Origin of the sequence: Thermosynechococcus sp. JY1331 (assembly GCF_031583475.1) — a bacterium.
Taxonomy (GTDB): domain Bacteria; phylum Cyanobacteriota; class Cyanobacteriia; order Thermosynechococcales; family Thermosynechococcaceae; genus Thermosynechococcus.
On the sequence record NZ_CP134180.1, the window covers coordinates 2034676 to 2059983 of the forward strand.

A 25308-nucleotide genomic window follows, 5' to 3' on the forward strand; every position below is an offset into this window, starting at 1 on the left:
TGAAGTTTATGGATGGTTTGTAGAGGTCTATGGCTATTACTGTTTTGATTCCGACGCCCTTGCAAAAGCTCACCCGCGATCAAGCAACGGTGGAGTGTCAAGCCCAATCGATCGCTGAGCTTCTGGAAAAGCTAGAGCAGGACTGCCCCGGCATTAAAGGGCGCCTCTGCGATGAAAGTGGCCAACTGCGGCGATTCGTCAATTTCTACGTCAACAATGAGGATATTCGCTTCCTCAATGGCATTGAAACGCCCCTCAAGGATGGCGACGAAGTCAGCATCATTCCCGCGATCGCTGGCGGCTAAGCAAGAGGAATTTGCTCCTGTTGAGAGGATTGAACCCTGATTTTAGCCCTGGGGGAAGGGAGAGACCCAAAAGCGATTGGAGTTCCTCTTCGGTGTAGATTTGCGCCGTCAGGGGCTGATTTTTAAGCCATGCTGCAAGCCGCTGATAGAGGACGCGATCGCCGCCAAGGCATCCACCGCTTCTGGGGAAGAGATTTGTTAGGATCAGGGCACTGTTTGCCGCTGCTGTTCGATGGTTCAGTCTTGGTTACAGCCCATTGCCAATTCCCCGATGCTAGCTCCCGCCAAGGATGTTGAGGATTCCCTACTGCTGCGCCTAGGGGTCTTGGGCATGGTGATTGTTGGCCTAGTGGCAACCGATGTGGCGGCGGATACTGCCAATAGTCTCTGGGCAGTTCCCCTCTCCATTGCGGGCTTTAGTTGGAGTTGGTGGGCACGGCGACAAAGAAATGTGGTGGCAAAGCTGGCGATCGCCGTTGGGATGTTGACGGCATTAGCGGTCTTTTTGGCGCGGTTGGCAGCACTGAACCAGGATTCACGGATTTTGCTGACGGAACTCTTGATTCAACTGCAAGTGCTCCATAGCTTTGACCTGCCCCGCCGCAAAGATTTGGGCTACTCAATGGTCATTGCCCTGATTTTAATTAGTGTGGCGGCCACCCTCAGTCAAACCATGACCTTTGGGGTTTTTCTGGTCATCTTTCTGGCGATCGCCCTACCCGTACTCGTCCTTGACTACCGCTCGCGCCTTGGCCTACTCTCCACCACCCTGAAATCGCTACGCTTGCCTTGGCGGCAATGGGTCGGCCTCTTTGCCCTGATTCTTGGCTTGGGGATGGTGGTCTTTGTGCTGCTGCCGCGCTTCCCCGGCTATCAAATTCGCACCTTGCCTGTCAGTGCTGAAATTCAAGTGGCAGGGGAGTTTGACCAAACCCGGGTGATCAATCCGGGCTATGTCAGTGGCCGTGGTGGTGGTGGTGTTGGCGAGGAACTGGCCAATCAAACCTTTGACCCGAACTTTTACTATGGCTTTGGCTCTGAGATTGATCAGACCTTTGGCGGGAGCATGACGCCTAGGGAGTTAATGCGGGTGCGATCGCAAGCCCCCGGCTTTTGGCGCGTCCTTGCCTTTGATGAATATACGGGGCGGGGTTGGCGCATTAGTCGCAACGATAAGGCAGAAGTGCTGCGGCGTTCCCCTTGGAGTTTTCGCTATCTGCTGCCACAGCAACTCTCCCAAATGCCGACGCGGGAAGTGATTCAGACCTATACCATTGTCTCTGAGTTTAGTAACCTGATTCCCCATCTCTACGAACCCCGCGAACTCTATTTTCCCACCCGTGAAATTGCCCGTGACCCCGAGGGTGGCCTGCGGGCGCCGGTGCCCTTGCCCGAGGGGCTGACCTATTCTGTGATTTCCCAAGTGCCCGTGCGCGATCGCTCCCTGTTGCGCAGAGCGCCAAAATTAAATCACACCGTAGGCTATCAGTTTTACCTTGAAGTCCCCCCTGACCTGAAACCACGGCTGCAAGCGCTGGCCAAAGACCTCCTTGCCAAGGCCGATCGCTCGATTCCCGAACCCTACGAGCAAGCTCTCTACCTCACCCAAGCCCTGAAGCAATCCTATGCCCTGAAAACCGACATTCCCGAACTAGGCACAGATCAAGACTTGGTGGCCGCCTTTCTGTTTGAGTGGCAGGGGGGCTATCCCGATCACTTTTCCACGGCGTTGACGCTGTTACTGCGCAGTATTGGCATTCCCACGCGCTTGGTCACCGGTTTAGGAACGGGGGAATTTAACCCCTTCACGGGCTTGTATGTGGTTCGCAATACCGATGCCTATGCCCTGACGGAAGCCTACTTTCCCAATTTGGGCTGGTTTCTCTTTGATCCAATTCCGGGGCACGATCTCTATCCAGCCACCCTAGAGGTAGATCAGACCTTTAGCGTCCTCCAGCAGTTTTGGCAGTGGGTCACGGGATGGTTGCCGACCCCGGTGACGGGATTTTTTGGCATTATCTTTGCTACCCTCGAAACTGCTTTGCAAAAATTCTTTGATCTGTTTAGCCAAGGGCTGGGGGGGATTGTCCAAGGGATTTTGATTCTCTTTGGTGGCGTCATTGTGGTCTGGGGTTTGTGGTACGCTCTCCAGACGTGGCGATATCGTCAACGCCTGCAAAAACTGCCGCCGATCGCCCGCCTCTATGTACAAATGCTCGATGGTCTCGCCCAGCAGGGATTACCGAAGCGACCCAATCAAACTCCGTGGGAATACGCGCGATCGCTGCAAACCGCTGGCCGTCTTGATGCCGTCAGTCAGCGAGCCATTGAAACCCTGACGCAGGCCTATGTGGCTTGGCGCTATGGTGGTGATCAGCCCCCCTTGCCACCCCTGAAACGCGCCCTGAATCAACTGCGACAACAACGCTGGCGATCGCTGCAACGCACGGTAGCGGATCTGCGCCGTCGTTAATCCTTGTCCTTGGGGCTGTCATCGGCGAGGACATCATCGCTCACTAGTTCGGTCACCAGCACCTTATCCACGCGGTTGCCATCCATATCCACCACTTCAAAGCGCAGGCCATCGGTTTCAATGTAATCTCCCGACTGGGGAATACGCCCAAATAGCGTAATGATTAGCCCGCCAAGGGTGTGGTAGTTGGCCGTGTCCTCCTCAGGTAAACTTTCCCGCCGCAGCAATTCCTTGAGTTCATAGGTCGAGAGCAACCCATCCAATAGCCACGAGCCATCCTCCCGCTGAATAATTTGCGGTTCCTCCCCCTCGTCGTGGCGCAGTGTGCCAATAATCGCCTCCGTGAGATCATTGAGCGTCACCAGTCCTTCGATGCCCCCGTATTCATCGGTAATCAGGGCAATGTGTTGACTCGACTGACGAAAGAGTTCAAGGACATCAAGTGCCGGTAGGCCTTCGGGAACAAAGAGCGCTGGTTGCAAAAGCTGGCGCAGGTCAATCTCTTGCTGGGTGAGACGAGCGGCCAAAAAGTCCTTGGCTGAAATAATTCCCAAGCAGTGATCAATGGTCTCTTCGGCCACGGGAAACCGCGAATGGGAACTGGCCAGAATTTCTGTTTCTATTTCTTCAAGCGAGGATTCAATATCCAGCCACACAATATCGGTGCGGGGGGTCATGATCGACTGAATCGGGCGATCGCCCAAGTTAAAAATCCGCGCCACCATGTCCTGCTCTGCCACCTCAAAGAGACCCGCCTGTGCCCCCTGTTCAATCAGGACTTTAATTTCATCCTCTGTAACCGTTTGGTCAGCAATGGTGGTAATGCCCAATACTTGCAGGATGGTGTCTGTGGAGACGCTGAGTAAATGCACAATCGGAGCCGCTAATTTCGTCAGCCATGTCATGGGTTTGGCAATGTTGCAGGCGATCGCCTCGGGGTACGTCATGGCAATGCGCTTGGGCACCAGCTCCCCAATCACTAGGGAGAGATAGGTAATGCCCGTCACCACAAAGGCAATACTCAAAGGCTGGCTGTATTGACCCAACCATGGCACGGGACTGAGGGCAGCCTGTAACCGCTGGGCAAGGGTGGCACCGCCCACGGCACCACTGAGAATCCCAATCAGGGTAATCCCAATTTGTATAGCCGAGAGAAAATTATTCGGGGAGTTGGCAAGTTTCAGAGCCACCTTCGCCTTGCGTTGACCCCGTTTTGCCAGTTGCTCAAGACGAACCTTGCGTGCAGAGACCACTGCGATTTCAGCACCAGCAAAAATGCCATTGGCGATGATGAGCAGCAGCACAAGTAAAATTTCTAAGGCAGCGGCAGACATTGCAGCTATTCTTCTAGGGGGAACCCCAGATATACAGTCTGAGTCGGCATTGTGGGTCGTCAGGCTTATTCAAGAGACTGCTCCTTTACTGCCGATGTTGTTTCTATCATGCTGAATAAATCGCCCCTCTGCCAGTGATATCGACCTGTTGAGGGGATGTGATTGGGTCATTAAGCAGTTTTGGCTGTTTCGAGGGGGTTCCATCCTTAGGGAAAAGAGTTGTATAGCAGTCAGGATACTGGAATCTGGGAGACTCTACAAGGGGGCGGAATCTTAGAATAGACGTGATGTTTCCCTCGCCAACCAATGCACGAGCGACTTCAACGCTTCCTTACCCTAGGGGCGATCGCGATTCTGGTGCTGTTAATTGTGGCTTTCCTCTGGAGCGAAGAGGCACTTCAGTCGCCGAGCCGCGCTTGGGAGACCCTCAGTAATGCAGTGATTACCTTGGTGGGGGAGTATCCCGATCGCCCGCGCACCCTGCTAGGGCAAGTCCTGCAGCTCGTGCTACTGCTTTTTGGCACCTTTGCCTTTGGTGCCCTGATTGGCAAATTTTCCGCCTACTTTGTCACCCAAGCTCTTAGCCAAACCCTACCCATGAAACCCTTTAGCAACCACATTATTATTTGCAACTGGAATGCCAAGGCGCCCCTTGTGCTCCGCCAACTGATTGCCGCCAACGCCTACCATCCCCGTGACATTGTGCTTTTATGTGCTGAACCGATTGCACTGGATCCTGAATTCCAAGGGCGCCCGGATGTCTTTGTAGTGCAAGGGGATCCTACCCACCATGGCACCCTAGAGCGCCTCAATGCCCCCCAAGCCAAAGCCATTATTCTGCTTGCCGATGCCGACATGGAAGCTCCCGATGAAAAAAATGCCCTCATTGCCCTTGCGGTAAAGCATCTAGAGAAAACCCCTGGCCAAGAGCAGGATATTCATGTGGTGGCCGAATTGGTGAATAGCGATCGCCAGCGCCACCTCAAGGAAGCGGGGGTGGATGAAGTGATTTTGAGTCAGGACTATAGTTCTGGGATTCTGGCTCAAAGTGCCCTCTTTCGCCAAATGTCCGAGGTCTATCGGCAACTCCTGACCTATTCTGATCACACCAATGAGTTTTACTTCATTGAGCCAGGGCACTATCCCACTACCCTCTGTGGCCTCTCCTTTGCTGCCCTCAGTGCTTGGATGAGTGAGTACAGTAGCCGCCATCCAGAGAACCCGCTGCTCCTGATCGGGATTCGCCGCCAAAATCAGCAGGTGTTGCTCAACCCTCGTCCCTCAGACTTTCAGAGTCTTGACCCCACTGACACGCTGATTGTCATGGCCTATCGCCCCATCTATGACTTGCGGGGATAAACCCGTCCTTTCCAAGCACCGCCCCGACCTTGCCAGTGGCGCCGCGCCGAATCCAGTGTCATCAGCGTATAGAGGAAGGCAATCACAGGCAGTGTCAACGCCCAAGCCCTATTGAGGCCATAGAAACGCACCGTTGGCCCGTAGGCGATCGCCATGCTCCCCCAAGTGAGTCCCGCCATGACGGCTAAGGGCAGCGACTGACCGATCAGACCGATAGCAAGGGCAAGGGGCGCCCACAAATACACCAGTGTCATGCCAATCACGGTTCCCACCAGCAAGAGCGGTGAATAGGACAACTGCGTATAGGCAGTGCGAGCCACCATCTGCCAAATACTGCTGAGGGTATTGTAGGCCCGCAAACTCACTGTTGTCGGTGTTAATCCCAGCCAAATGCGGTAGCCTGCGCGCTTTACCGCTGCTGCCAAGGAACAATCATCAATTAGGGCATCGCGAATACAGGCAATGCCTCCTATCTTGTCCAGGGCCAGAGGATCAATCAAAATACACCCCCCCGCTGCAGCCGCCGTTGATCGCTGTGGATCGTTGACCCAGCGGAAGGGATAGAGCTTGGCAAAGAAAAAGACAAAGGCGGGAATCAGCAATTTTTCCCAAATACTTTGGCAGCGCAGTTTCACCATCAGCGAGACAAGGGCACAGTTTTGCTGACGGGCGTGGGCGACCAATTGGCGCAAATTTTGGCGATCGTGGGCAATATCGGCATCTGTGAGCAGCAAGTAATCGGGATCAAACGCTCGGGCGGCCTCAATGCCTTGGGACAGCGCCCAGAGCTTACCTGACCAGCCGGGGGGGAGCGGTGTGCCTTCAATCACCGTTAGGCGATCGCCCTTGCCCAGTGCCAAAGCCGTTTGGCGAGCAATGTCCCCTGTGCCATCGTTACTTTGATCGTCCACCAAGATCAGATGTAGGGTTCCAGCATAGTCCTGTTCGAGGAGCGATCGCACACTGGTGCCAATCACCGCCGCCTCATTGCGAGCTGGAATGACAACCACCACCCTTGGCCAAGCCCTGAGGTCTCCCCCCTGTAGCCGCTGGTCCGGGCGCCAAAACTGTCCCCAAAACAGCAGCAAAACCAGCCAGATCACAAGGGAAAGGGCTGTTACACTCAACAGGATGAGAGTTAACACAAGGGGCATCGTCATCACAGTTCGCTATCGAGGACTTCTTCAGCCATAGGATTGAGGTGCTGATGCTGCTGTCGGCGCGATCGGCGGCGATATTTTTTCGGATCCAAGAGGGGTTCAAGGCGCTGCTGCCCTTGGCGGTCACTCTTGGCCTTCACTGGGGGTGCCTTCCCTAAGGATGGCTCTGAACTGGCCATTGTTTCTAGCTCATGCAAATACTCAATGTAGAGGAGGTAGCGCTCCCAATCACCGCGTACACAGCAGCCCGGTTCCTGATCGTGACGACAGTTATCAAAGAGACACCGATCCTTGCTCAGCCGTTGGCGAATCTCCGGAAAAGCCGCCGCCAATTGCTGGGGGTCTTGGGGCAGTTCCGGCTGATTAAAGCCCGGTGTATCGGCAATCCAGCCCCCCGCTGGCAGAGGAAAGAGTTCCACATGGCGAGTGGTGTGCCGCCCCCGGTGCCAGTGATCCGAGACCGCACCGACGCGAATATCTTCCCGAGGTGTCAGATGGCGGATCAAGCTACTTTTGCCTACCCCCGACGGGCCACAGACAACTGTAATCTTATCGGCGAGGTGGGGATGCAGATGTTGCCAGTCGCTTCCTTGGGTGAGACTGAGGACATGGCAGTGATAGCCCCATTGATGCAGGCGATCGCGCCACTGCTGTTGCTCTTGCGCAGAAACTAAATCCGCTTTGGTGAAAAGCACCTGAATCTCGACATTCAATCCCTCGGCGGTCAAGAGAAAGCGGCTAATTTGATGGACATCAGCAGGAGGGTCAGCCAAGGCAAAAAGGAGCAACACTTGATCGACATTGGCGATCGCTGGGCGTGGCAATTGATTGCGGCGGGGCAAAATCTCAGCGATCGCTCCGCGGTGTCCTTGCCAGTCGAGATGGCTCACCACCACCCAATCCCCCACACACACCTGTTGCCCCATCTTCTTGAGGCGGGCGCGGCGTACACACAGTAACTCCTCAATACCATTGGCGGCTTCCCGCAGGCGGACACGGTAGTAATTGGCCTGAACAGCCCGCACCAAGCCCACCAGATCACTCATGCCGGACGCTGCACCTGAAGGGCAAAATAGTCCTGCCGTGGCTCAATCCCAAGGACATCGTAGCCCGCCATGCGCAAACTATCGGGCACCTGCTCAATGGGTTCTCCTGCATCCAACCACACCTCAAGGGGCTGCTGGGGGGGCAACTGTTGCAGTCGCAGTTTTGTGCGCACAAAGTTCAAAGGACAGGGCGTTCCCCGTAGATCCAATGTTTCCATGGCAGGGCAAGTAACCAACTGCAACTATCTTCCCAAAAAGGCGACCACCTTGGCGAATACCTGTTCTCGCTCGACATCAAGGGGGAGCAAGTGATCCGACTCCTTGAACCAGTGCAATTCCTTTTCGGGGCTGCCTAGCTGTTCATAAATCCTCTGTGCCCCTTGGGGGTCAACGACCGTGTCAGCAAGGCTTTGCAGAATCAGTGCTGGCGTTGTGATCAGCGGCAGTTCCCGCTCCACTTGGGCAATCAGCTCAAGGGCACTGCGCACCGCTTGCAGGTTGAAACTTTTGAAAAAGCAGGCGGCTTCTGCTGCTTGGCGTAGGGGGCGATCGCGGATTGGTAGGCTGCGCCGAGGCACAAAGGGAATCCACTGGCCAACGGACTGCACAAGCCTCTCTGGAGCGACGGGACAAAACCAAGGCCGATAGATGCGCAAAAAGGGGGCAAGGAGTACAAGAGAATCAACGGCATACTCATAGGCAAGATGCAGGGCTAGCGTTCCCCCAGTGGAAAAGCCCACCACGGCAACCGTGCGATGGCTGTCTCGTAAGGTCTTAAAGGCTGTCACTACTGCCTCATACCACTGCGGCCATGTCGAGGCGGGCATTTGGGCACTGGGGCGATCGTGCCCCGGATAGAGGATGCCCTGAACCGTCCAGCCTGCTTTGTAGAGAACCTCTCCCAAAAGTTGCAGTTCATAAACCCCACCCCCCAAGCCATGGAGTAACAAGCAGGCGCGACGATCGCCCGCAGCATGGCTATAGAAAAAGGGAAGATTAACGAGATTCACCAATGTACGCAAACACCACACGCTAGCACCATAAAAAATCTACCCCGATCGCCAGAGCAACCGAGGTAGAGGACGCGACGTTCATCTAGGCGGCAGTTCGCCTAAAGAGCCTAAAGATGAGCCTAAAAGCGTTCATGGAAGGTGCGGTTAATCACATCCAACTGTTGTTCGCGGGTGAGTTTGATAAAGTTCACCGCATAGCCCGACACCCGGATGGTGAGTTGGGGGTACAGTTCAGGGTGATCCATGGCATCCAACAACATTTCGCGGTTAAGCACGTTGACGTTGAGGTGGAAGCCTTGGTCGTGGATGTAGCCATCCAGCAGATTCACCAAGTTGCTGATTCGATCCTCCCGTGTCTTGCCAAGGGCACTGGGCACGATGGAGAACGTGTTGGAGATGCCATCTTGGGCATGGACATAGGGCAACTTGGCCACGGATGCCAGTGAGGCGATCGCCCCTTTCGTATCGCGACCGTGCATGGGGTTGGCGCCCGGCGCAAAGGGTTCACCGGCTTTGCGGCCATCGGGAGTATTGCCGGTTTTCTTGCCATAGACGACGTTGGAGGTAATCGTCAGGATTGACTGCGTAGGCACGGCATTGCGGTAGGTTTTGTGTTTGCGGATTTCATTCATGAAGGTTTCCACGACCCACACCGCGAGACTATCCACGCGATCGTCGTTGTTGCCGTACTTCGGAAAATCACCCTTAATCTCGTAGTCCACCGCCAACCCTTCGGCATTGCGGATCACTTTCACCTCGGCGTACTTAATGGCCGAGAGGGCATCCGCCACCACCGATAGACCCGCCACACCACAGGCCATGGTGCGAAAGACATCGCGATCGTGGAGCGCCATCTCCAGCCCCTCGTAGCAGTACTTATCGTGCATGTAGTGGATGACGTTGAGGGTATTGACATACACCTTCGCCAACCAAGCCATCATCTGTTCAAAGCGCGGCAGCACTTCTTCCCACTTCAGGGTGTCGCCTGTAATCGGCGCAAACATCGGTGCCACTTGCTGGCCAGAGACTTCATCCCGACCGCCATTGATTGCGTAGAGGAGGGCTTTGGCTAAATTCACCCGTGCCCCAAAGAATTGCATTTGTTTGCCGACCCGCATCGCCGAGACACAGCAGGCGATCGCGTAGTCATCGCCCCAGTAGGGACGCATCAAGTCATCGTTTTCGTATTGGATCGAACTGGTGTCAATGGAAACTTGGGCGCAGAAGCGTTTGAAGGCCTCTGGCAAGTTTTCCGACCACAGCACCGTCAAGTTGGGTTCGGGGGCAGGCCCAAGGGTATAGAGCGTATTCAGAATACGGAAGCTGGTTTTCGTCACCAATGGGCGACCATCAAGACCCATGCCACCAATGGATTCCGTGACCCATGTGGGATCGCCAGAGAAGAGTTCATTGTATTCCGGCGTCCGCAGGAAGCGCACCATCCGCAGTTTCATCACAAAGTGGTCAATCCATTCTTGGATCTCAGCTTCTGTGGCTGTGCCGTGGCGCAAATCCCGTTCAAAGTAAATGTCGAGGAAGGTGGAGACCCGCCCAAGGGACATGGCGGCGCCGTTTTGTTCTTTGACAGCCGCAAGGTAGCCAAAATAGAGCCACTGAATCGCCTCTTTGCCATTGGCCGCTGGCCGCGAAATATCAAAGCCATAGCTGGCGGCCATTTCCTTGAGTTCATTGAGGGCTTTGATTTGCTCTGAAAGTTCTTCCCGTAGGCGGATGGTTTCTTCGTCCATGACATCCACTTCTAGGGAAGCCTGCTGTGCCTGTTTGTCGGCAATCAAGCGATCTACCCCATAGAGAGCCACGCGGCGATAGTCACCAATAATCCGACCGCGGCCATAGGCATCCGGCAGTCCCGTAATGATCCCCGATTTACGACAGCGGCGCATTTCGGGTGTGTAGGCATCAAAGACGCCATCGTTATGGGTTTTGCGATATTTGGTGAAGATTTCCTTCGTGTGCGGATCCAATTCGTAGCCGTAGGCCTTGAGGGAGGTTTCAACAACGCGAATGCCACCAAAGGGCATAATCGCCCGTTTCAGGGGCTGATCGGTTTGCAGGCCAACGATTTGCTCCAACTCGCGATCAATGTAGCCCGGTGCGTGGGCTGTAATCGAAGAGGGGACACTGGTATCGGCATCGAGCACCCCTTTTTCGCGCTCTAGTGCCATCAGGTCGCGCACTTTTGCCCATAGTTGTTGGGTGCGATCGCTAGCGCCTGTGAGGAAGGAGGCATCCCCAGCGTAGGGGGTATAGTTGCGTTGAATAAAGTCGCGCACATCAATGCGATCGACCCAATCACCACCCGTAAATTCTCGCCATGCCGCTTCGGGCAATTCTGTGTAGCGTGTACAGTTCATAATCAATGTTCCTCATCAAGTGTGCAGCAATTTCTCGCGATCGCCCTTCACCAATAGCGATCGCCCCTTCAAACCAGCAAGAACCTGCTAACTGCAAATGCTAGAAAATACGCAAGAGATTAAGCGATTGCGATCAAACAAGAAATGCAAATGAACTTTTTGTAGGCCAAGCCTCATCACTCTTTTTTGGCCTGCTCACACCTACACTTTCATTATAACCCGTGGGTTCTAGGGACTTTTTTTACGAAATTTTTGCGGAATTGTTGCGCAACACAAATCTTTTTTTCATTTGTTTAGGTATTTAGGCCGCGATCGCCTCGGTGTCTGAACTTACCTGCAAGCGCTCAATTGCTGCATCCAGCAGGGCTAAACCAGCCTCTAGGGTTTCAATGCGACACAATTCACTGCGCAGTTCTGCGGCATCAGCAAAGCCCTTGGCGTACCACGTCAAATGTTTACGCGCTTGGCGAATCCCCCGTTCCCCCTTGTATTCCCAGAGGGCAATGAGATGATCCCGCGCACAGTGCAGACGTTCAACCACCGTTGGCGCAGGCCGCAATTCCCCGCTTTTCAAAAAGTGATCAATTTCCCCCACCAAGAAGGGATAACCCATCGTTCCTCGCGAGCACATCACCCCATCCGCCCCAGTTTGCTCTAGGCAGCGCACCGCCGCTTCCACCGAGAAAATATCGCCATTGGCAATCACGGGAATACTGACGCGCTCCTTCACCCGCGCAATCCACTCCCAGCGAGCTGGGCCATTAAAGCCTTGGGCACGGGTTCGCCCATGAACCGTAATCATTGCCGCGCCAGCATCTTCCATCGCCTTGGCAAAGTCAAGGATATTAATCTCCTGATCGCTCCAACCAATGCGGGTTTTGACCGTAACCGGCACAGGCACCGCCTTGGAGACCGTCCGCACAATTGTTGCTGCCGTTTGCACATCCCGCAGCAGCGAAGAACCACCGCCATTCTTCGTAATTTTATTCACGGGGCAGCCCATATTGATATCTACCGTATCCGCCCCTTCAGCTACCGCCTTTATCGCTGCTTCCGCTAGAAAATCAGGGCGGCAGTCAAAAAGCTGAATACTAATGGGGTGCTCATTGGCATCCACTTCCATGATCCGGGGCAATGTTTTCAGATAGTGCAACCCCGAAGCACTGACCATCTCCGTGTACATCATTGAGTCGGGGGCATAACGGCGCACCAATCGCCGAAACACCAAATCAGTTACCCCGGCCAACGGGGACTGCAAGACCCGACTATTGACCGTAACAGAGCCAATCTGCAATGGCGTTGCCAAACGGGCTTTTAGCTCTGGAGACAGGGTTAACATAACTCCCACGAAAGCTCAATGCTGCTGCTGCGGTGTTTGCTCTTGATAGGCTGAGTAGACTGCCCGCACATTATACCAGTTCAAAAAGATACGAGCCACTTCCAAGGCATCTTGAGGGCGACCGATATTAATCAGCCATTGCAACAGGGGCGCCAGTGTTTTTTCATTGAGAATGCCGCCGAGGGATAGGATGGCCCAAAGGAAATAGTGAAAGGGCGTCATTTGAATCATGAGCTTCACTTCCCAAATGGGATGCTTTTTATAGAACAAGACCCCCATTCGTCCCCTTTCAATCTCTTTCTGAATCAGGGTGGGCACTTGACTGAGGGAAAAGGGGGGATGCCAGTGGTAGCCAACGGCTGCGGGGCACTTCAGCAATCGCAAACCCAATTTCTTGAGGCGCACCCCTAGTTCTAAATCTTCCCAGCCATAGAGTTGAAACTGGGTATCAAAGAGGCCTGCTTTTTCCAACCAATGGCGGGCGATCGCCACATTTCCCGTTGCAAAATAGGCGGCTGAAAAATCAACAATTTTATAGGGTTCTGAGGTTGGCTCTTCAAAATTACAGGTATTAATCACACGACCATAGGAAAAAGCAGGAACCTGAGCAATATCCTCAATGCCAAGACGTTCTTTTTCTTGAGTTAAGCACTTCCCATGGGCTTCTAAAAACGTTTCCGTCACCACCAAGTCACTATCAATAAAGATAATCCAGTCACCCTTGGCCACCTGCAGACCTAAGTTACGAGCCGCTGCTGGACCCAGATGTTCCTGTTGAAACCAGCGGACACAGGGAAACGCTTCACGATGTGCCTCAAGCCACTCAATGGTGTTGTCTGTTGAGCCATCGTCAACAATAATGACCTCATAGCCCTCAATGCCTAAGTCTGGATTCCACGTTTGATGGGCGATCGCGCGAACACACTTTTCTAGAATGGGCAAGCGATTATAGGTAGGAATTACGACACTAAAAAACATGATCACTCCAGAAATGTGGTCTTGAGCTACTCAACCAGCTTGTTCTATCTAAAACCCAACTATGGAGACGGTGGGAACAAAGGCGTGGGAATGCATGGTGGAGAATTTTTTCTGCTTCTGTTCCTTTATAACATTGCTTTAACTGCCGCAGGAGTTGGAATGTTTTCCACAAATCTTTCTCTGCTTCTTGAGCCTCAGTTGCTGAAATTCCTAGCTTGGCACTTAGGAGTTGTTGCCAGTGGCGCGAACGAATCCGTTGACTATTTTGAGCTTGCTGCCGACGATAAAGGCTGGAGGTTTGTTTGCGATGCACTCGGTACTGCAGAAGCACCTCTGGCACATTCCCCATCTTGAACCCTGCCGCCCATGCCCGCTGCCAGAGATCATAATCTTCCACCAGTGACCACTCAAAGGAGTACCTCAGTTCTTTGAAAACACTGGAGTGACCCATTACAGATGGATGGGCAAAAGGTACACCAAATAACAATTCAATTTCGCAACCTTCATGGGAAGGAGGATAGTGCCAAGAACCAATCGCTGCCCCAATGAGCTGAACAGATGAGCCACAAAGATGTAGTTTATTTTTTTCTAAAAATTCAAGTTGACTTTCTAACCTGTTAGGTAAAGTCAAATCATCTGCATCCATTCTAGCGATATACTGACCCTTAGCAAGTTCAATTGCTTGATTCAGTGTATAAATCAAACCTTGATTATCCCGACGAATTAAATGAATACGAGCATCAAGTTTTGCATAATTTGATAAAATTTCAAAGGAATTATCTGAAGAACCATCATCAATAACAATGAGTTCAAAATCATTAAAGGATTGATCAAGAATAGAATTTATAGCTAATTCAATATATTGGTCAGAATTAAAAACTGGTAAAATAACTGAAATAGTCGGACTATTGTGTATATTCATCATTAACAATAACTAAATCATCTCAAATTCTAATCCAAGTCTTTGGAATTAAATCCGAGTCATCTTTATCAGATGTGGCGAACCATTTTTGAGGAGCAATTACAATTTTTTCAGGGCTATTATTTAGCCAAGCTCCCCACCAACTAAATGTACTGTTGGCAATAATATGATGATGACATAGACTCATTAATCGCATATCATTATAGCTCTCCTGACCAGTATTATTTTCCACATAGTAAACAGGGTGCGAGATCTCTAAGTTTGATTTTGCCCATTCAATTTCATCTGAGAAAATGAAAAATACAGGATCAGCGACAAGGGTAGTGATATATTCAACTGCTCTGTGATAGTAATCAAGGCTACAGACACCATGAACTTTGTGTGTTGTTAAATTAGAAATATAATCCCCATGTCGGATGTGAAGACTGACCGAATGACACTGGGTAATTTTTTTCGCCCATCTAGAATTTATTTCTGACAAGGGTTGCCTAAACTTGAAATCTTCCCGTAGAAGGTCAGCAATTTCACTAAAGTATTTTTCTGATTGCCAGTAGCCCTGAAGGTAGGCAATGTCGGGGACAGAATGAATTTTCTCCCAATAGTGATAGTGAGGTTCAAGAATTAGTCGTCCCTTACATAGTGCTGAAAGTCTAAGGTTGGCGATCGCTCTCCTGATTGTTGGCACCCCCCACCAACCCAAAACAGACTTCAAATCTTCAAGAGAAGCAATCGGAGCCTCACAGCAAAATACACGATGTAGCTCAAACCCTTGATGAAGCTGGTAACTTGCAAAATCGGAAATATCTAAACGCAAGGGTACTCCCTTAGTCATAGACAAAGCCCTTCCTACAGCATACTGGAACATCTGATTGCCAAGGCCACCGATAAGATTGACAAAGATCATCGTTCCGAGTGTTTATGACTAGCGTTGACTTGATCCAAAATGCCGTGAACAATCGTCTGCACAAAGTGAGCAATAGAAAACCGCTGTGCTTGAGGAGAGTGCAGAAAATTCCAAATCGCTTGCTGGTAGCCCTTATAGATCTCTTCTGGCATCGTCTTGAGAAAGTTGTATAAAGAGTCGTAGGAAGAAAACTCTCTACGGTCAATAAAACAAGCCTTAGGAATGTAGTCGGTAATGTCTGGTGCCCCCCAGTAGATCGGCACGTTCCCGGCGCAAAAGGCATCAAAAATTTTCTCTGTGATGTAACCACGAAAAATCGCGTTCTCATAGACAATCGAGAAGCGGGACTGTCGTAATACTTCACTCTTTGTGGGCACAATGCCCCGCCAAGACGGAAATGGGGGCAATGGTCTGTGAATCCACCTTTTTTCTAAGGCGTGAATGATATCTCCTACCACGGGCTGTTGGGCTGAATGATTCCAACCGTGACCATAAAGGGCAAAGTCCTGTGGTGCATGACGTTCAAACCAGCGAATAGCTCTGACCCGCTCGCGGTAGAGATCTTGAGAGGGAGCCCACCAAGCCAAAGCCTTATTACTGTTGATTAAAACAACCAACTGAGGACGTTGCCCATAGCCATCTACACCACCTGTTATCTTGAACGGGTGAGGCAGTTGAATTTGCTGAGCCTGCTTGATAGCTAGATCAGGGTTCCAAGTAAACACACTTTGATAGCGACGCAATAAGAACCGCTGCCCATTGGCTGGATAGATCAAGGGATGTTCAGCGAGAATTACAAACTTTGGAGACTTAGAGCGGGGAGCTTGAACATTAAGATGGAGTTCAAAATCGGGGTCATGACAGCATTCATCAAGGCCAACAAGTTCAACGCCTTGAGCACGAAACCCCTCCCGCAGGGCAACCCAAGGCTGTGTTAGCCCGTCTGGAGATCCATTCGGATCAAAAAATACGGCTGTGGGAATATCAGGATAGACAAAAAGACCAGTTAATCTTTGCTTTGTCATTGCATGATTTTCTAGGTTAAAACTCAAATGCTCTTTAAGCGCCAGCTTTCCCAAACAAATTCATAATTCCACATTTCAATATGAGTTCTTGTTAGCTGAGAGCGTAAATTCTGACGCTTTTCCTCTGCGTTCTCAACAAAATTATGAAACTGAATCTGAAGATATTTTATCTTTTCTATTAAATCAGAATCGATGAGCTTTTTCACTAAATTATACTCTCCTCCTTCAATGTTAATTTTCATCAAATCTACTTTTTCGATACCAAGCTCCTTGAAAACAGTAGCACAGTTTCGTAGTTGGGCTATTTCCTCTGATGTTTTTGAATTTCTTTTATAAAAACTTGACGAGTCCTCAGCTATGTGAATTTGAGAAATTTTATCGGCGTCAGACAGTCCATAATTCAGGGCAATAATCTTTGCATTACCAGTAAACCGTTGCTTACAAATATGATAGAAGACTGAAACCGGTTCAAAAACAAATACTCGACAATTGAATTTCTCATGAATGAGAGCAGTAAAGTCTCCTTTATATCCCCCCACATCTAGGACAATGCTCTCTGCATCAAGTGGATAATCAAGCCGCAAGGTACTATCGCCTTTATCTCGAAACCAGCGACGAACCTCTCTTTGAAATGAGTTTTGAATTAGCAATGAGTCAAGCCAGTCTAAAACTTTGTTCATACCTGAAAAATTTGATAAATGTCAATAAATCAAACGAGGTAAATCCCTAGGTCACTAACAGCCCGCTTACAACGCTTACGAAGCGATAAAAACGGCTACCATTGCCACCAAAGCCCCCACCGTTGTGTTGATGCCGTTAACGATTTCATTACTCAGCCAAGTGTAGCGTTCCTGAAGGGTGGCTCCCACGAGACTCTCCACAAGGTTGGCTAGGAAAGCAGCAAGGAGACAAATGGGGAGGGCGATCGCCCCCATCAAGCCCACACTCCAGCCTAGCACAGCAATCACGGTGGCACCAATTAGACCGGCCAGTGTTCCCTCTAAACTCACCGCTCCCTCTGTCCCTCGGGGCACCGGTTGTAATGTGGTGATGAGAAAGGTGCGCTGGCCATAGGCTTTGCCCACTTCACTAGCACAGGTATCTGAGAGCTTGGTGCTAAAACTGGCCACAAACCCCACCAAAAATAACTCCCGCCATTGGGGTAGCAGGAGAGCAAGGAGTGCACAGAGGGTGCCTGTAAAGGCTGATCCCCAGACATTCTCTGGGCCGCGCGCCCCGGCGCGTTTTTCAGCAATGCCTGCGGCCTCTTTTTCGGCCATGCCGATGCGGGTGACGGCTGAACCGACAAGGAAATAAACCATGACAATCAGATAGCCCTGCCAGCCTAAGGTGCCCCAAATCAGCACGCCGAGGAGCCACGCATGGAAGAGACCTGCTAGAGTGAGTAATTTTTGCCGTGCAAGGAGGGCGATCGCCCCAAGGACGGTATTGAGCAAAATACCTATCCACCAAGGGTTCAGCAAAAGGATGCCATCCACGAGAACCGCACTCCGACTGTACTGGCAGCACCTTATCATACTTTTCAGGCATAGAGGACAAATGATGATCACTTGGCTATTGGAGCCACTGCAACATGCATTTATGGTTAAGGCGCTGGGGGTAAGCACCCTTGTGGGTTGTGTGTGTGCGGTATTGTCCTGTTTTTTAACCCTAAAGGGCTGGGCCTTGATGGGGGATGCGGTGTCCCATGCGGTCTTGCCCGGTGTGGTCTTGGCCTACTGGCTGGGGCTGCCCTTTGCTTTGGGGGCTTTTGTCTTTGGTCTGATGGCCGTGACCCTCATTGGCTTTATTCAACAGCAGACACGGGTGAAGGAGGATACAGTCATTGGCTTGGTGTTTACGGGCTTTTTTGCCTTGGGGTTAGTGCTGCTCTCGAAGACCGCCAGTAGTGTTGACCTGATGCATATTCTCTTTGGGAATGTCTTGGGGATTAGCGATCGCGACCTCTGGCAAACAGTGATTGTGAGCCTCATGACACTGATCACGATCGCCCTACTGCATCGGGATTTGATTCTCTTTTGCTTTGACCCGACCCATGCCCGCACCATTGGCTTAAATACAACCCTGCTCTACTATCTCCTGCTGGCGCTGCTGTCCCTCACCACCGTGGCTGCCCTGCAAACCGTGGGCATTATTCTCGTCGTGGCGATGCTAATTACACCGGGGGCAACGGCCTATTTGCTGAGCGATCGCTTTGGCATCATGGTACTCATTGCCTTGGCGGTGGGTGGCCTTGGCAGTTTATTGGGAACCTACATCAGTTACTATCTCGATGCGTCAACAGGTGGCTGTATTGTTGTCCTGCAAACAGTGATTTTTTTGCTGGCGATGATTTTTGCCCCCAAGCACGGTCTGTTGGCCAAAGCCCGCTCTCCCCTGAGTTAGGTTTAAGGATTATTTTGTGGGGTGTTGCCGATGCCTTTGCTAGAGTTCATGATATAGTTGCCCCATATTTATCATGGGTGAAGACAGTTGCGTTATGGAGTCAGATCAACAGTGGCCTACGGAACCTGTTCCCTCTGAAGTCCCCGCCTCCTTTGTTTCGGGAGAGGTAGGCATTGCATCTGGCGACAATGGCCATGGCGCACCAACCGATGTGTTAAGGAGTTATGACAGCTTGGTGGAAACTTCAGCAGCGCGCATCAAAGTGATTGGTGTCGGTGGGGGCGGTGGCAACGCAGTCAACCGCATGATTGCCAGTAATGTGGCGGGTGTTGAATTTTGGTGCGTCAATACTGATGCGCAGGCGATCGCCCAATCCCAGGCCCACCGCTGCCTGCAAATTGGCCAGAAACTCACCCGTGGTCTCGGCGCTGGTGGTAACCCCGCCATTGGTCAAAAAGCGGCTGAAGAATCCCGCGAAGACCTTGCTGCGGCACTCAAGGATGCCGATTTGATTTTCATTACCTGCGGCATGGGGGGTGGTACCGGCACTGGCGCTGCCCCAATTGTGGCTGAAGTGGCCAAGGAACAGGGCGCCCTAACTGTTGCAGTCGTCACCCGTCCCTTTACCTTTGAGGGTCGCCGTCGAGCGAGCCAAGCGGATGAAGGAATCGAAGCCCTGCAAAGTCGTGTTGACACCCTCATCGTGATCCCCAATGACAAGATTCTCTCAGTGATTTCGGAGCAAACATCGGTTCAGGATGCGTTTCGAGTGGCCGATGATGTCCTGCGCCAAGGGGTTCAGGGGATTTCCGACATTATTAACCTGCCGGGGCTGATTAACGTTGATTTCGCCGATATTCGTTCGGTGATGGCTGATGCCGGTTCTGCCATGATGGGTATTGGTATTGCCTCTGGCAAGTCACGAGCTACGGAAGCTGCCGTCAGTGCAATTTCTTCGCCCCTACTGGAGGGGTCGATTGAGGGTGCCAAGGGCGTTGTCTTCAATATTACGGGGGGCACAGATCTCACCCTCCATGAGGTCAATGCCGCTGCCGAGGTGATCTACAATGTGGCCGATGCTAACGCCAATATCATTTTCGGTGCGGTGATTGATCCCCAAATGCAAGGGGAAGTTCAAGTCACCGTTATTGCCACTGGCTTTAGTGGTGAACCCATTAGCCGCACCCGTGCCACAACCAAAACGACACCCCTAACGAACCGCCCCCTAACGACGGCATCGCCTCCCCCGGAAGCCCCCGCAACACAACCAGAGGTTGAAGCCAAGCCGAAGTTAGACATTCCTGAGTTTCTCCAGCGACGGCGACCGAATCCTTAGGTATTATAAGGTGCCTATTTCTCACAGGGGATGGCAGGCCGTCTCAAAGACCTAATTCGCGGGCGATCGCTAGTAACCCCTCGCGGTAGGAAGGATAGCGGAGCTGAACGCCTAAAACCCGCTTGATTTTGTCATTGCGCACGCGGCGGGATTCGCGCCAAAAGGACTGGGCCATTGGACTCAGATTGGCTGCCTCTAACGGGATGGCTGGTGGGGCTGGGCGACCCAAAAGACGATAAGCCTCGAGTAGAACAGGGAGCGACTCTGAGGGTTGATCATCACTGAGGTTATAGATTTCCTGCGGCGTGGGTTGTGCCAGCGATCGCTCAAGGGTTTGGACAATATCCACCACATGAATACGGCAGAAGTAGTGCCCCGGTTTATCAATGAGTTGCACATCCCCCTTGAGAATACGAGCAATGGGATTGCGTCCTTCTCCGGGGCCATAGATGCCGGGGAGTCGAAAGATATGGGTGGGCAGATTGGAGTTGAGAAAGGTTTGCTCAATGCTGACGCGGTGTTGTGAACGCAAATTTTGGGGATTGACGGGTGTGGTTTCATCTACCCAGCCCCCTTGGCGATCGCCATAGACCCCCGTTGTCGAAAGGTAGCCAAACCAGTGCAGATTCAGTTTCTCTAACTGCGGCAACAGTGCCAGCGCAACCGCATCCTCCCCTTGGCGATCGGGAGGAATACTATTGAGGATGTGGGTTACCCCCTCAAGGGCGGCTGGTGCTAAGGGAACTGGCTCCCCCTGCTGCTCCCATGTAAAGGGAAAACAAGGAACAGTGCTGAGTTCTGGCGGCGGCTCTCCCCGACGGTTGGTCATGACCACATCAATGCCTTGGGCTTGGAGCGATCGCGCCAACCACGTTCCCGTATAACCGCAACCGAGAATGAGAACCCGCATTGCGCTCTATTCTTGGGAAGAGGCTGCTGGTGCTTCTACCAAACGCACCTTCGTAGCCAAACCCAGCAATTGCAACAAGCGAATGGTGAGCCACGTCAGATCCAGTTCCCACCACTGCAACCCATGGCGTGCCGAATATTGATAAGCATGGTGATTGTTATGCCAACCCTCGCCAAAGGTTAACAGGGCGACCCACCAGCAATTCGTTGAGTGATCCGTGGTTTCAAACGTGCGATAGCCAAAGGCATGGGTGGCACTATTCACCAGCCAAGTGGTGTGATAGACCGTTACAAGACGCACAAAAATTCCCCAAACCACAAATGGCCAACCGCCCCAGAGGTAAAGAACAATGGCCAAGACCACCTGAATTGGTAGAAAGTACTTGTCAAAAAACTGATACACCGGATCATCCGCAATATCTTTGGTGAAACGGGGAATCTCTGCCTCCGCTGGCACCTCACGAAACATCCATTCAATATGGCTCCACCAAAAGCCCTTACGGGAATCGTGGTGATCATTGGGTTGATCGGAGTACAGATGGTGATGGCGGTGCAGCCCAACCCACCAAATCGGCCCCCCTTGCATTGAGAGTGTGCCGCAAAAGACCAAGAAATACTCTAACCACTTGGGCACTTGGAAGCTGCGATGGGTAACGAGGCGGTGCCAACCAAGGGTAATACCAATGCCAGCAGTCAACCAGTGAAGTACAAGCGCCAGCAGGACTGCCTTCCAACTAAACATGCCGGGTAAAAACGCAAGAAGAGCACCGAGGTGCACAAAAATAATAAAGGTCGCCGTAGGCCAGGCAATGGGGGGTTTGGCAACGGTGGCTTGGGTCATGAACACATCCGTAAAACAACTGATTTGGCTGCTGTTCTCTCTAGGCTGGGCTTGAACAACACCCATCAGACTTTAGTATAACGAGCTACGGTTGAGTATCTTTACTTAGGGTGTTTTTCCCAAGACCAATGATTCGGCAATCCCCCTATAAATTCCCTCTGGTGGGGGAAGTCTCTGGGGAGAGTGTCCCCGAAAATAGCAGGCATCATACCAAATAGCAGGCTGATTATTTCACTTTCTGTGGTTTTGTAACGAAATGTTGCATTTTCTCAGATTAATCCCTAGGATAGAGGGTAAGGTGTGGTAGTTATAGGAATCATGAAAACGCCACGTTGGACACGACTCATTGACTTCCTACAGCGGGAGATGGCACTGCCCACCGCTGCCATTGACTTCGGCCTCAAGCACTGCGATGAGCAGGTGAATCTGTTGCCCGTTGTTCTCTGGCAGTATGGCTTGGTGAGCCTTGAGCAGCTTGACCGCATCTTTGACTGGCTAGAAACCAGTCACTCCTAGTGGCGCTCTCAGAATTCCTTTATTTAGGCTTAATGAATCACGGTTTCCTTAGCAACAAAGTCATAGCTCTGGGAAATCCCTAATTGCTGAGGCAGAGAGATGGGACTTTGCCAGCCCACGGGTTGAATTGACAACAGGGGTGAGGGACTCTTGAACGTTCCCCAGAGATGAACCTTCTTACCGAGTAGCTCGGGCGGAACGGTAATTTTGTAACTGCAACCATGACTACCAGCAGGGGACAAAGTAGCGGTGGCACCCCCCACTGGAAAGCCGCCGGGAGGATGCAGTGTGGCATTAATCACAATCTCATTGCAGGAGATAGAAGGAGATTTATTGATCTTGCCGATAATCGTAGGGCGCACCCGTACATTACTTGGGGGTTGCAATTGCACGGTCTGGGTGGCAGCTAGAGGTACAGCACGGCTCACAGCGGGGCTGAGGGCAACGGCGAGGCAGGCGAGGAGTAAACCTTTTTGATTCAGCATTTGGGTGTCCTTTGTGTGAATGGAGAGAACAGTTTTGTCTAGCCCCTATGGGGTGAATACTCTTATCCTAGGTGGGCTGACTAAGAACATCCGTGGCGTTTCTCACCCGCAACCGATGATGCTCATCACCAAGGGCGGTGACCGTCGAACATGTTTAGCCTGCACTCCCCCATCCTCGCGTCACAGGTGGGGGTTAAGGCGCGGTAATGTAGCGAAGCGGAGTTGCCAATAGACCAATGAAGAAGAAAAAACGTTGAAGTTTCGGGCGGGTAGCCTGCTTCAGCGGCGATGATAGGCGTAACACGATTGTTTGAGAACAGCGATGTACACCGAGCAAATTAACCACATCAAATCCTACACGGCAAAGCTAACGGCAGCGATGCCCGATGCCATGAAGGCCTTTTATAGCTTGAGTCGGGCCTCGTCAACCCCCGGTGCTCTTGATACCAAAACCAAAGAGTTGATTGCCCTAGCCATTGGGGTTGCCAAACACTGTGACGGCTGCATTGCCTTCCACACCCGTGCTGCTTTGCATGCAGGCGCAACCCCTGAAGAAATCATGGAAACCCTCATGGTGACTGTAGCCATGGATGGCGGCCCTGCCTTGATGTATGCCACCCATGTGATGGAGGCGCTAGAGGAGTTTACCCAAGCGCAGACCCATTAGGACATTCCCCTCAGACTGCTGTCGTTTCAAGGGGCAATGGCTCCTCGGGTTCACTGACTTCAAGGAAAATTTCTTTGGCCGGTTCGTCGTAGCTAAAGAGTTCGGCGTAGCGTCCCCAGTCAATGGCGGTATTGAGCTGGCGGTCGGCCTCCTGCGGCGTAAAGTGCCGCTCTAAAATATCCAGCACCAAACTTTCGGGAATGCGGTGGTTTTGCTTGGCCATTAGGAAAGTGTGGATTTGCTGCACAAGGCGAATATGCTTGAGGAGTTGTTGGCGAATAATCAGCTTGCGCTGGTCAATGTCCCCCTGAATAAAGGCATTGCCAATCGGGGTCACGCTGATGTCTCCCTCCTTGAGTTCCACCAGTTCCATCATCTGGGCGGCTTCGACAATGGGCAGAATATCATCTAGCTCCAGTTGCAGCTCTTGGGCAATGCGGTAGAGGTCTTCTTTGCGGTGTTCTAGGAGTTCCAATAGACCGGCGATCGAGCCAATGCGCACATGGGGGAGCAGCGGATAACGCGGTTCTTGACTCGTGGGCAGGGTAGCTGGCTTGGGTTCCAGTTGCTCCAATTCATCCACATGGGGATTGGTGAGAATTTTATAGATGCGATCCACGGTGGCTTGAAACTCAGGGTTCTTGCGATCGCGATAGTGGGGCAATGTCACTGGAAAGTCAGCGCGGACGCGACCGGGGTTGCTCCCCAAAACAATAATGCGATCGGCGAGAATGACCGCCTCTTCAATGTGGTGGGTGACAATCAAAATACTCTGGGTAGGAATTTTATGCTCTAGCCACAGATCGAGAAGTTCAAAGCGCAGGTTCTCTGCTGTCAGCACATCCAAGGCGGAAAATGGCTCATCCATACACAGGAGTTCCGGCTCCACCGCCAAAGCACGGGCAAATCCCACCCGCTGCCGCATTCCCCCCGACAGTTCCTTGGGGTAGGCGTTTTCAAAGCCATCCAAGCCAATAATGTCAATCATCCGCAGTGCCTTGCGGCGGCGCGATCGCGGGCCTTCTCCTAGAGCCTTTAGCCCCAATTCCACATTTTCTAAAACCGTTAGCCACGGATAGAGCGCCGAACTTTGAAAGACAATCGCAGCCCCCGGATTCAGGCCCTGCATTGGCTGCTCGCGGTACAAGACCTGCCCAGACGTAGGCGCAACCAAACCCGTAATAATGCGCATCAGGGTTGACTTACCGGATCCCGATGGCCCTAGGAGCGCAACAATTTCCCCCGTGCGCAATTCAAGGTTAATATTTTCCATAATGCTAATAACCTGACCGTTGGGCTGACGGTAGGCCTTACCCACATCCAGTAAGCGGACGAGCGATTCCCCTTTGGTTTTGGCGTGCATGGTCCTGCATCCTGTGGCATTTCCACCGTTAACCTACCATGAGGATTCAGGTCTTGGAAAACCTCGGGGACAAAAATTGCTACTAGGGTTGGCGATCGCCCCTCATTTGCGGAATTTCTGATAACCCCCCTGGGGATTTTATTGTAAACTGATCAGCGGTTTCTTCACAAAAGGTAACAATTCCGCTATGGGACTCTTTGATGGCCTTTTCCGTCGGGGCAAGCAAGCTGACGCCCAACCCAGCAAAGACTTTTTTCTCGATCCCGATGCAGCCAAGACCTACGGCAACATTGAGTACATGCGTACCGCCAAGGTCGTGAAAAAAACGTTCCCTGCAACCGGCGGTGCCAAAGAAGAGGTAGAAGTGGTGGAGTTGGTCTCCGCCATCGAAAGGGTAAATCCAGAGGCAGAAAACAAAGGTAAACCCGAACCCAGTGTCAGTGATGTGGTAACGCCCCCAGTGGAAGAACAGGAACGCCGTCGCAGTGATCCCAGCTTAGACCGCTTTCGCTCCATGGCCAAAGATCTACGCCGTGGCTAAAGCCTAAAAAC

25 protein-coding genes are annotated in these 25308 nt (G+C 52.0%); 8 read left to right on the forward strand and 17 right to left on the reverse strand.

The genetic code is table 11. The features are described from left to right. Window positions 1-29 precede the first annotated feature (29 nt). Both RHJ31_RS10025 and RHJ31_RS10030 read left to right on the forward strand, forming a co-directional pair. Window positions 30-305, forward strand: coding sequence for a MoaD/ThiS family protein (locus RHJ31_RS10025; RefSeq protein WP_302676484.1), 276 nt, complete (start codon window positions 30-32; stop codon window positions 303-305). A 232-nt stretch (window positions 306-537) separates the two neighbouring features. Next, window positions 538-2778 (forward strand): DUF3488 and DUF4129 domain-containing transglutaminase family protein, encoded by a 2241-nt coding sequence (locus RHJ31_RS10030; RefSeq protein WP_302676485.1) that lies wholly within the window; start codon window positions 538-540, stop codon window positions 2776-2778. Here the strand turns inward: RHJ31_RS10030 and RHJ31_RS10035 are convergent. Beyond that, entirely contained in the window at window positions 2775-4112 is a 1338-nt protein-coding gene (locus RHJ31_RS10035) for a hemolysin family protein (RefSeq protein ID WP_302676486.1), read from the reverse strand. The two genes, RHJ31_RS10030 and RHJ31_RS10035, sit on opposite strands and share 4 nt — an antisense overlap. A gap of 306 nt (window positions 4113-4418) precedes the next feature. On the opposite strand from RHJ31_RS10035, the gene RHJ31_RS10040 reads away from it, so the two are divergent. Next, entirely contained in the window at window positions 4419-5471 is a 1053-nt protein-coding gene (locus RHJ31_RS10040; protein ID WP_302676487.1) for a TrkA family potassium uptake protein, read from the forward strand. Here RHJ31_RS10040 and RHJ31_RS10045 read toward each other — a convergent pair. The 12 genes from RHJ31_RS10045 to RHJ31_RS10100 form a co-directional block, all read right to left on the reverse strand. Next, window positions 5453-6631 (reverse strand): glycosyltransferase, encoded by a 1179-nt coding sequence (locus tag RHJ31_RS10045; RefSeq protein ID WP_302676488.1) that lies wholly within the window; start codon window positions 6629-6631, stop codon window positions 5453-5455. The two genes, RHJ31_RS10040 and RHJ31_RS10045, sit on opposite strands and share 19 nt — an antisense overlap. Further along, on the reverse strand, window positions 6631-7677 hold the full coding sequence (gene rsgA / locus RHJ31_RS10050; protein ID WP_302676489.1) for a small ribosomal subunit biogenesis GTPase RsgA: 1047 nt from the start codon (window positions 7675-7677) through the stop codon (window positions 6631-6633). Before rsgA ends, RHJ31_RS10045 begins: the two co-directional genes overlap by 1 nt. After that, window positions 7674-7895: a sulfurtransferase TusA family protein gene (locus tag RHJ31_RS10055; RefSeq protein WP_149817527.1), complete on the reverse strand. Its 222-nt coding sequence runs from the start codon at window positions 7893-7895 to the stop codon at window positions 7674-7676. The genes rsgA and RHJ31_RS10055 overlap by 4 nt, the downstream gene beginning before the upstream one ends. Before the next feature lie 24 nt (window positions 7896-7919). Further along, complete coding sequence (locus RHJ31_RS10060; protein WP_302677811.1) at window positions 7920-8687, reverse strand: carboxylesterase; 768 nt, start codon at window positions 8685-8687, stop codon at window positions 7920-7922. A 122-nt stretch (window positions 8688-8809) separates the two neighbouring features. Next, the gene (gene pflB / locus RHJ31_RS10065; protein ID WP_302676490.1) at window positions 8810-11065 is read right to left on the reverse strand and encodes a formate C-acetyltransferase; all 2256 of its coding nucleotides are present in this window, start codon (window positions 11063-11065) and stop codon (window positions 8810-8812) included. Between the two features lie 301 nt (window positions 11066-11366). After that, complete coding sequence (gene dusB, locus RHJ31_RS10070; RefSeq protein ID WP_302676491.1) at window positions 11367-12404, reverse strand: tRNA dihydrouridine synthase DusB; 1038 nt, start codon at window positions 12402-12404, stop codon at window positions 11367-11369. Window positions 12405-12419: 15 nt separating this feature from the next. Next, window positions 12420-13382, reverse strand: coding sequence for a glycosyltransferase family 2 protein (locus RHJ31_RS10075; protein ID WP_302676492.1), 963 nt, complete (start codon window positions 13380-13382; stop codon window positions 12420-12422). Further along, entirely contained in the window at window positions 13372-14307 is a 936-nt protein-coding gene (locus RHJ31_RS10080; RefSeq protein WP_302676493.1) for a glycosyltransferase, read from the reverse strand. The genes RHJ31_RS10075 and RHJ31_RS10080 overlap by 11 nt, the downstream gene beginning before the upstream one ends. A 19-nt stretch (window positions 14308-14326) precedes the next feature. Beyond that, entirely contained in the window at window positions 14327-15208 is an 882-nt protein-coding gene (locus tag RHJ31_RS10085) for an alpha-1,2-fucosyltransferase (protein WP_302676494.1), read from the reverse strand. After that, the gene (locus RHJ31_RS10090; RefSeq protein ID WP_302676495.1) at window positions 15205-16287 is read right to left on the reverse strand and encodes a glycosyltransferase family 10 domain-containing protein; all 1083 of its coding nucleotides are present in this window, start codon (window positions 16285-16287) and stop codon (window positions 15205-15207) included. Before RHJ31_RS10090 ends, RHJ31_RS10085 begins: the two co-directional genes overlap by 4 nt. Further along, a complete protein-coding gene (locus tag RHJ31_RS10095) occupies window positions 16257-16913 on the reverse strand; it encodes an FkbM family methyltransferase (protein WP_206201459.1) in 657 nt (218 codons plus the stop codon). Before RHJ31_RS10095 ends, RHJ31_RS10090 begins: the two co-directional genes overlap by 31 nt. A gap of 75 nt (window positions 16914-16988) precedes the next feature. Further along, window positions 16989-17771, reverse strand: a complete 783-nt coding sequence (locus RHJ31_RS10100) for a TIGR00297 family protein (RefSeq protein WP_315862952.1) — start codon at window positions 17769-17771, stop codon at window positions 16989-16991. Between the two features lie 22 nt (window positions 17772-17793). Here RHJ31_RS10100 and RHJ31_RS10105 point away from each other — a divergent pair, with 22 nt between their 5' ends. Continuing rightward, window positions 17794-18639 (forward strand): metal ABC transporter permease, encoded by an 846-nt coding sequence (locus tag RHJ31_RS10105; RefSeq protein ID WP_302676498.1) that lies wholly within the window; start codon window positions 17794-17796, stop codon window positions 18637-18639. 73 nt (window positions 18640-18712) lie between these two features. Beyond that, on the forward strand, window positions 18713-19975 hold the full coding sequence (gene ftsZ / locus RHJ31_RS10110) for a cell division protein FtsZ (protein ID WP_302676499.1): 1263 nt from the start codon (window positions 18713-18715) through the stop codon (window positions 19973-19975). A gap of 43 nt (window positions 19976-20018) precedes the next feature. Here ftsZ and RHJ31_RS10115 read toward each other — a convergent pair whose 3' ends face one another. Together RHJ31_RS10115 and RHJ31_RS10120 are read right to left on the reverse strand one after the other, a co-directional pair. After that, window positions 20019-20885, reverse strand: a complete 867-nt coding sequence (locus RHJ31_RS10115; protein WP_302676500.1) for an SDR family oxidoreductase — start codon at window positions 20883-20885, stop codon at window positions 20019-20021. Between the two features lie 6 nt (window positions 20886-20891). Continuing rightward, window positions 20892-21725 carry a fatty acid desaturase gene (locus tag RHJ31_RS10120; RefSeq protein ID WP_302677812.1) on the reverse strand — a complete coding sequence of 278 codons (834 nt, stop codon included), beginning with the start codon at window positions 21723-21725 and terminating at the stop codon, window positions 20892-20894. 318 nt (window positions 21726-22043) lie between these two features. On the opposite strand from RHJ31_RS10120, the gene RHJ31_RS10125 reads away from it, so the two are divergent. Next, window positions 22044-22241: a DUF2949 domain-containing protein gene (locus tag RHJ31_RS10125; RefSeq protein WP_190278154.1), complete on the forward strand. Its 198-nt coding sequence runs from the start codon at window positions 22044-22046 to the stop codon at window positions 22239-22241. A 29-nt stretch (window positions 22242-22270) separates the two neighbouring features. On the opposite strand, the gene RHJ31_RS10130 is transcribed toward RHJ31_RS10125, so the two are convergent. Then, on the reverse strand, window positions 22271-22726 hold the full coding sequence (locus RHJ31_RS10130; protein ID WP_302676501.1) for a hypothetical protein: 456 nt from the start codon (window positions 22724-22726) through the stop codon (window positions 22271-22273). Between the two features lie 322 nt (window positions 22727-23048). Between RHJ31_RS10130 and RHJ31_RS10135 the strand changes: the two genes are divergently transcribed. Beyond that, window positions 23049-23393: a carboxymuconolactone decarboxylase family protein gene (locus RHJ31_RS10135; RefSeq protein WP_149817557.1), complete on the forward strand. Its 345-nt coding sequence runs from the start codon at window positions 23049-23051 to the stop codon at window positions 23391-23393. 10 nt (window positions 23394-23403) lie between these two features. Here RHJ31_RS10135 and RHJ31_RS10140 read toward each other — a convergent pair whose 3' ends face one another. Continuing rightward, complete coding sequence (locus RHJ31_RS10140) at window positions 23404-24756, reverse strand: AAA-associated domain-containing protein (protein WP_149817559.1); 1353 nt, start codon at window positions 24754-24756, stop codon at window positions 23404-23406. A gap of 187 nt (window positions 24757-24943) precedes the next feature. Here RHJ31_RS10140 and RHJ31_RS10145 point away from each other — a divergent pair, with 187 nt between their 5' ends. Then, window positions 24944-25297, forward strand: a complete 354-nt coding sequence (locus RHJ31_RS10145; RefSeq protein WP_302676502.1) for a hypothetical protein — start codon at window positions 24944-24946, stop codon at window positions 25295-25297. Window positions 25298-25308: the final 11 nt, after the last annotated feature.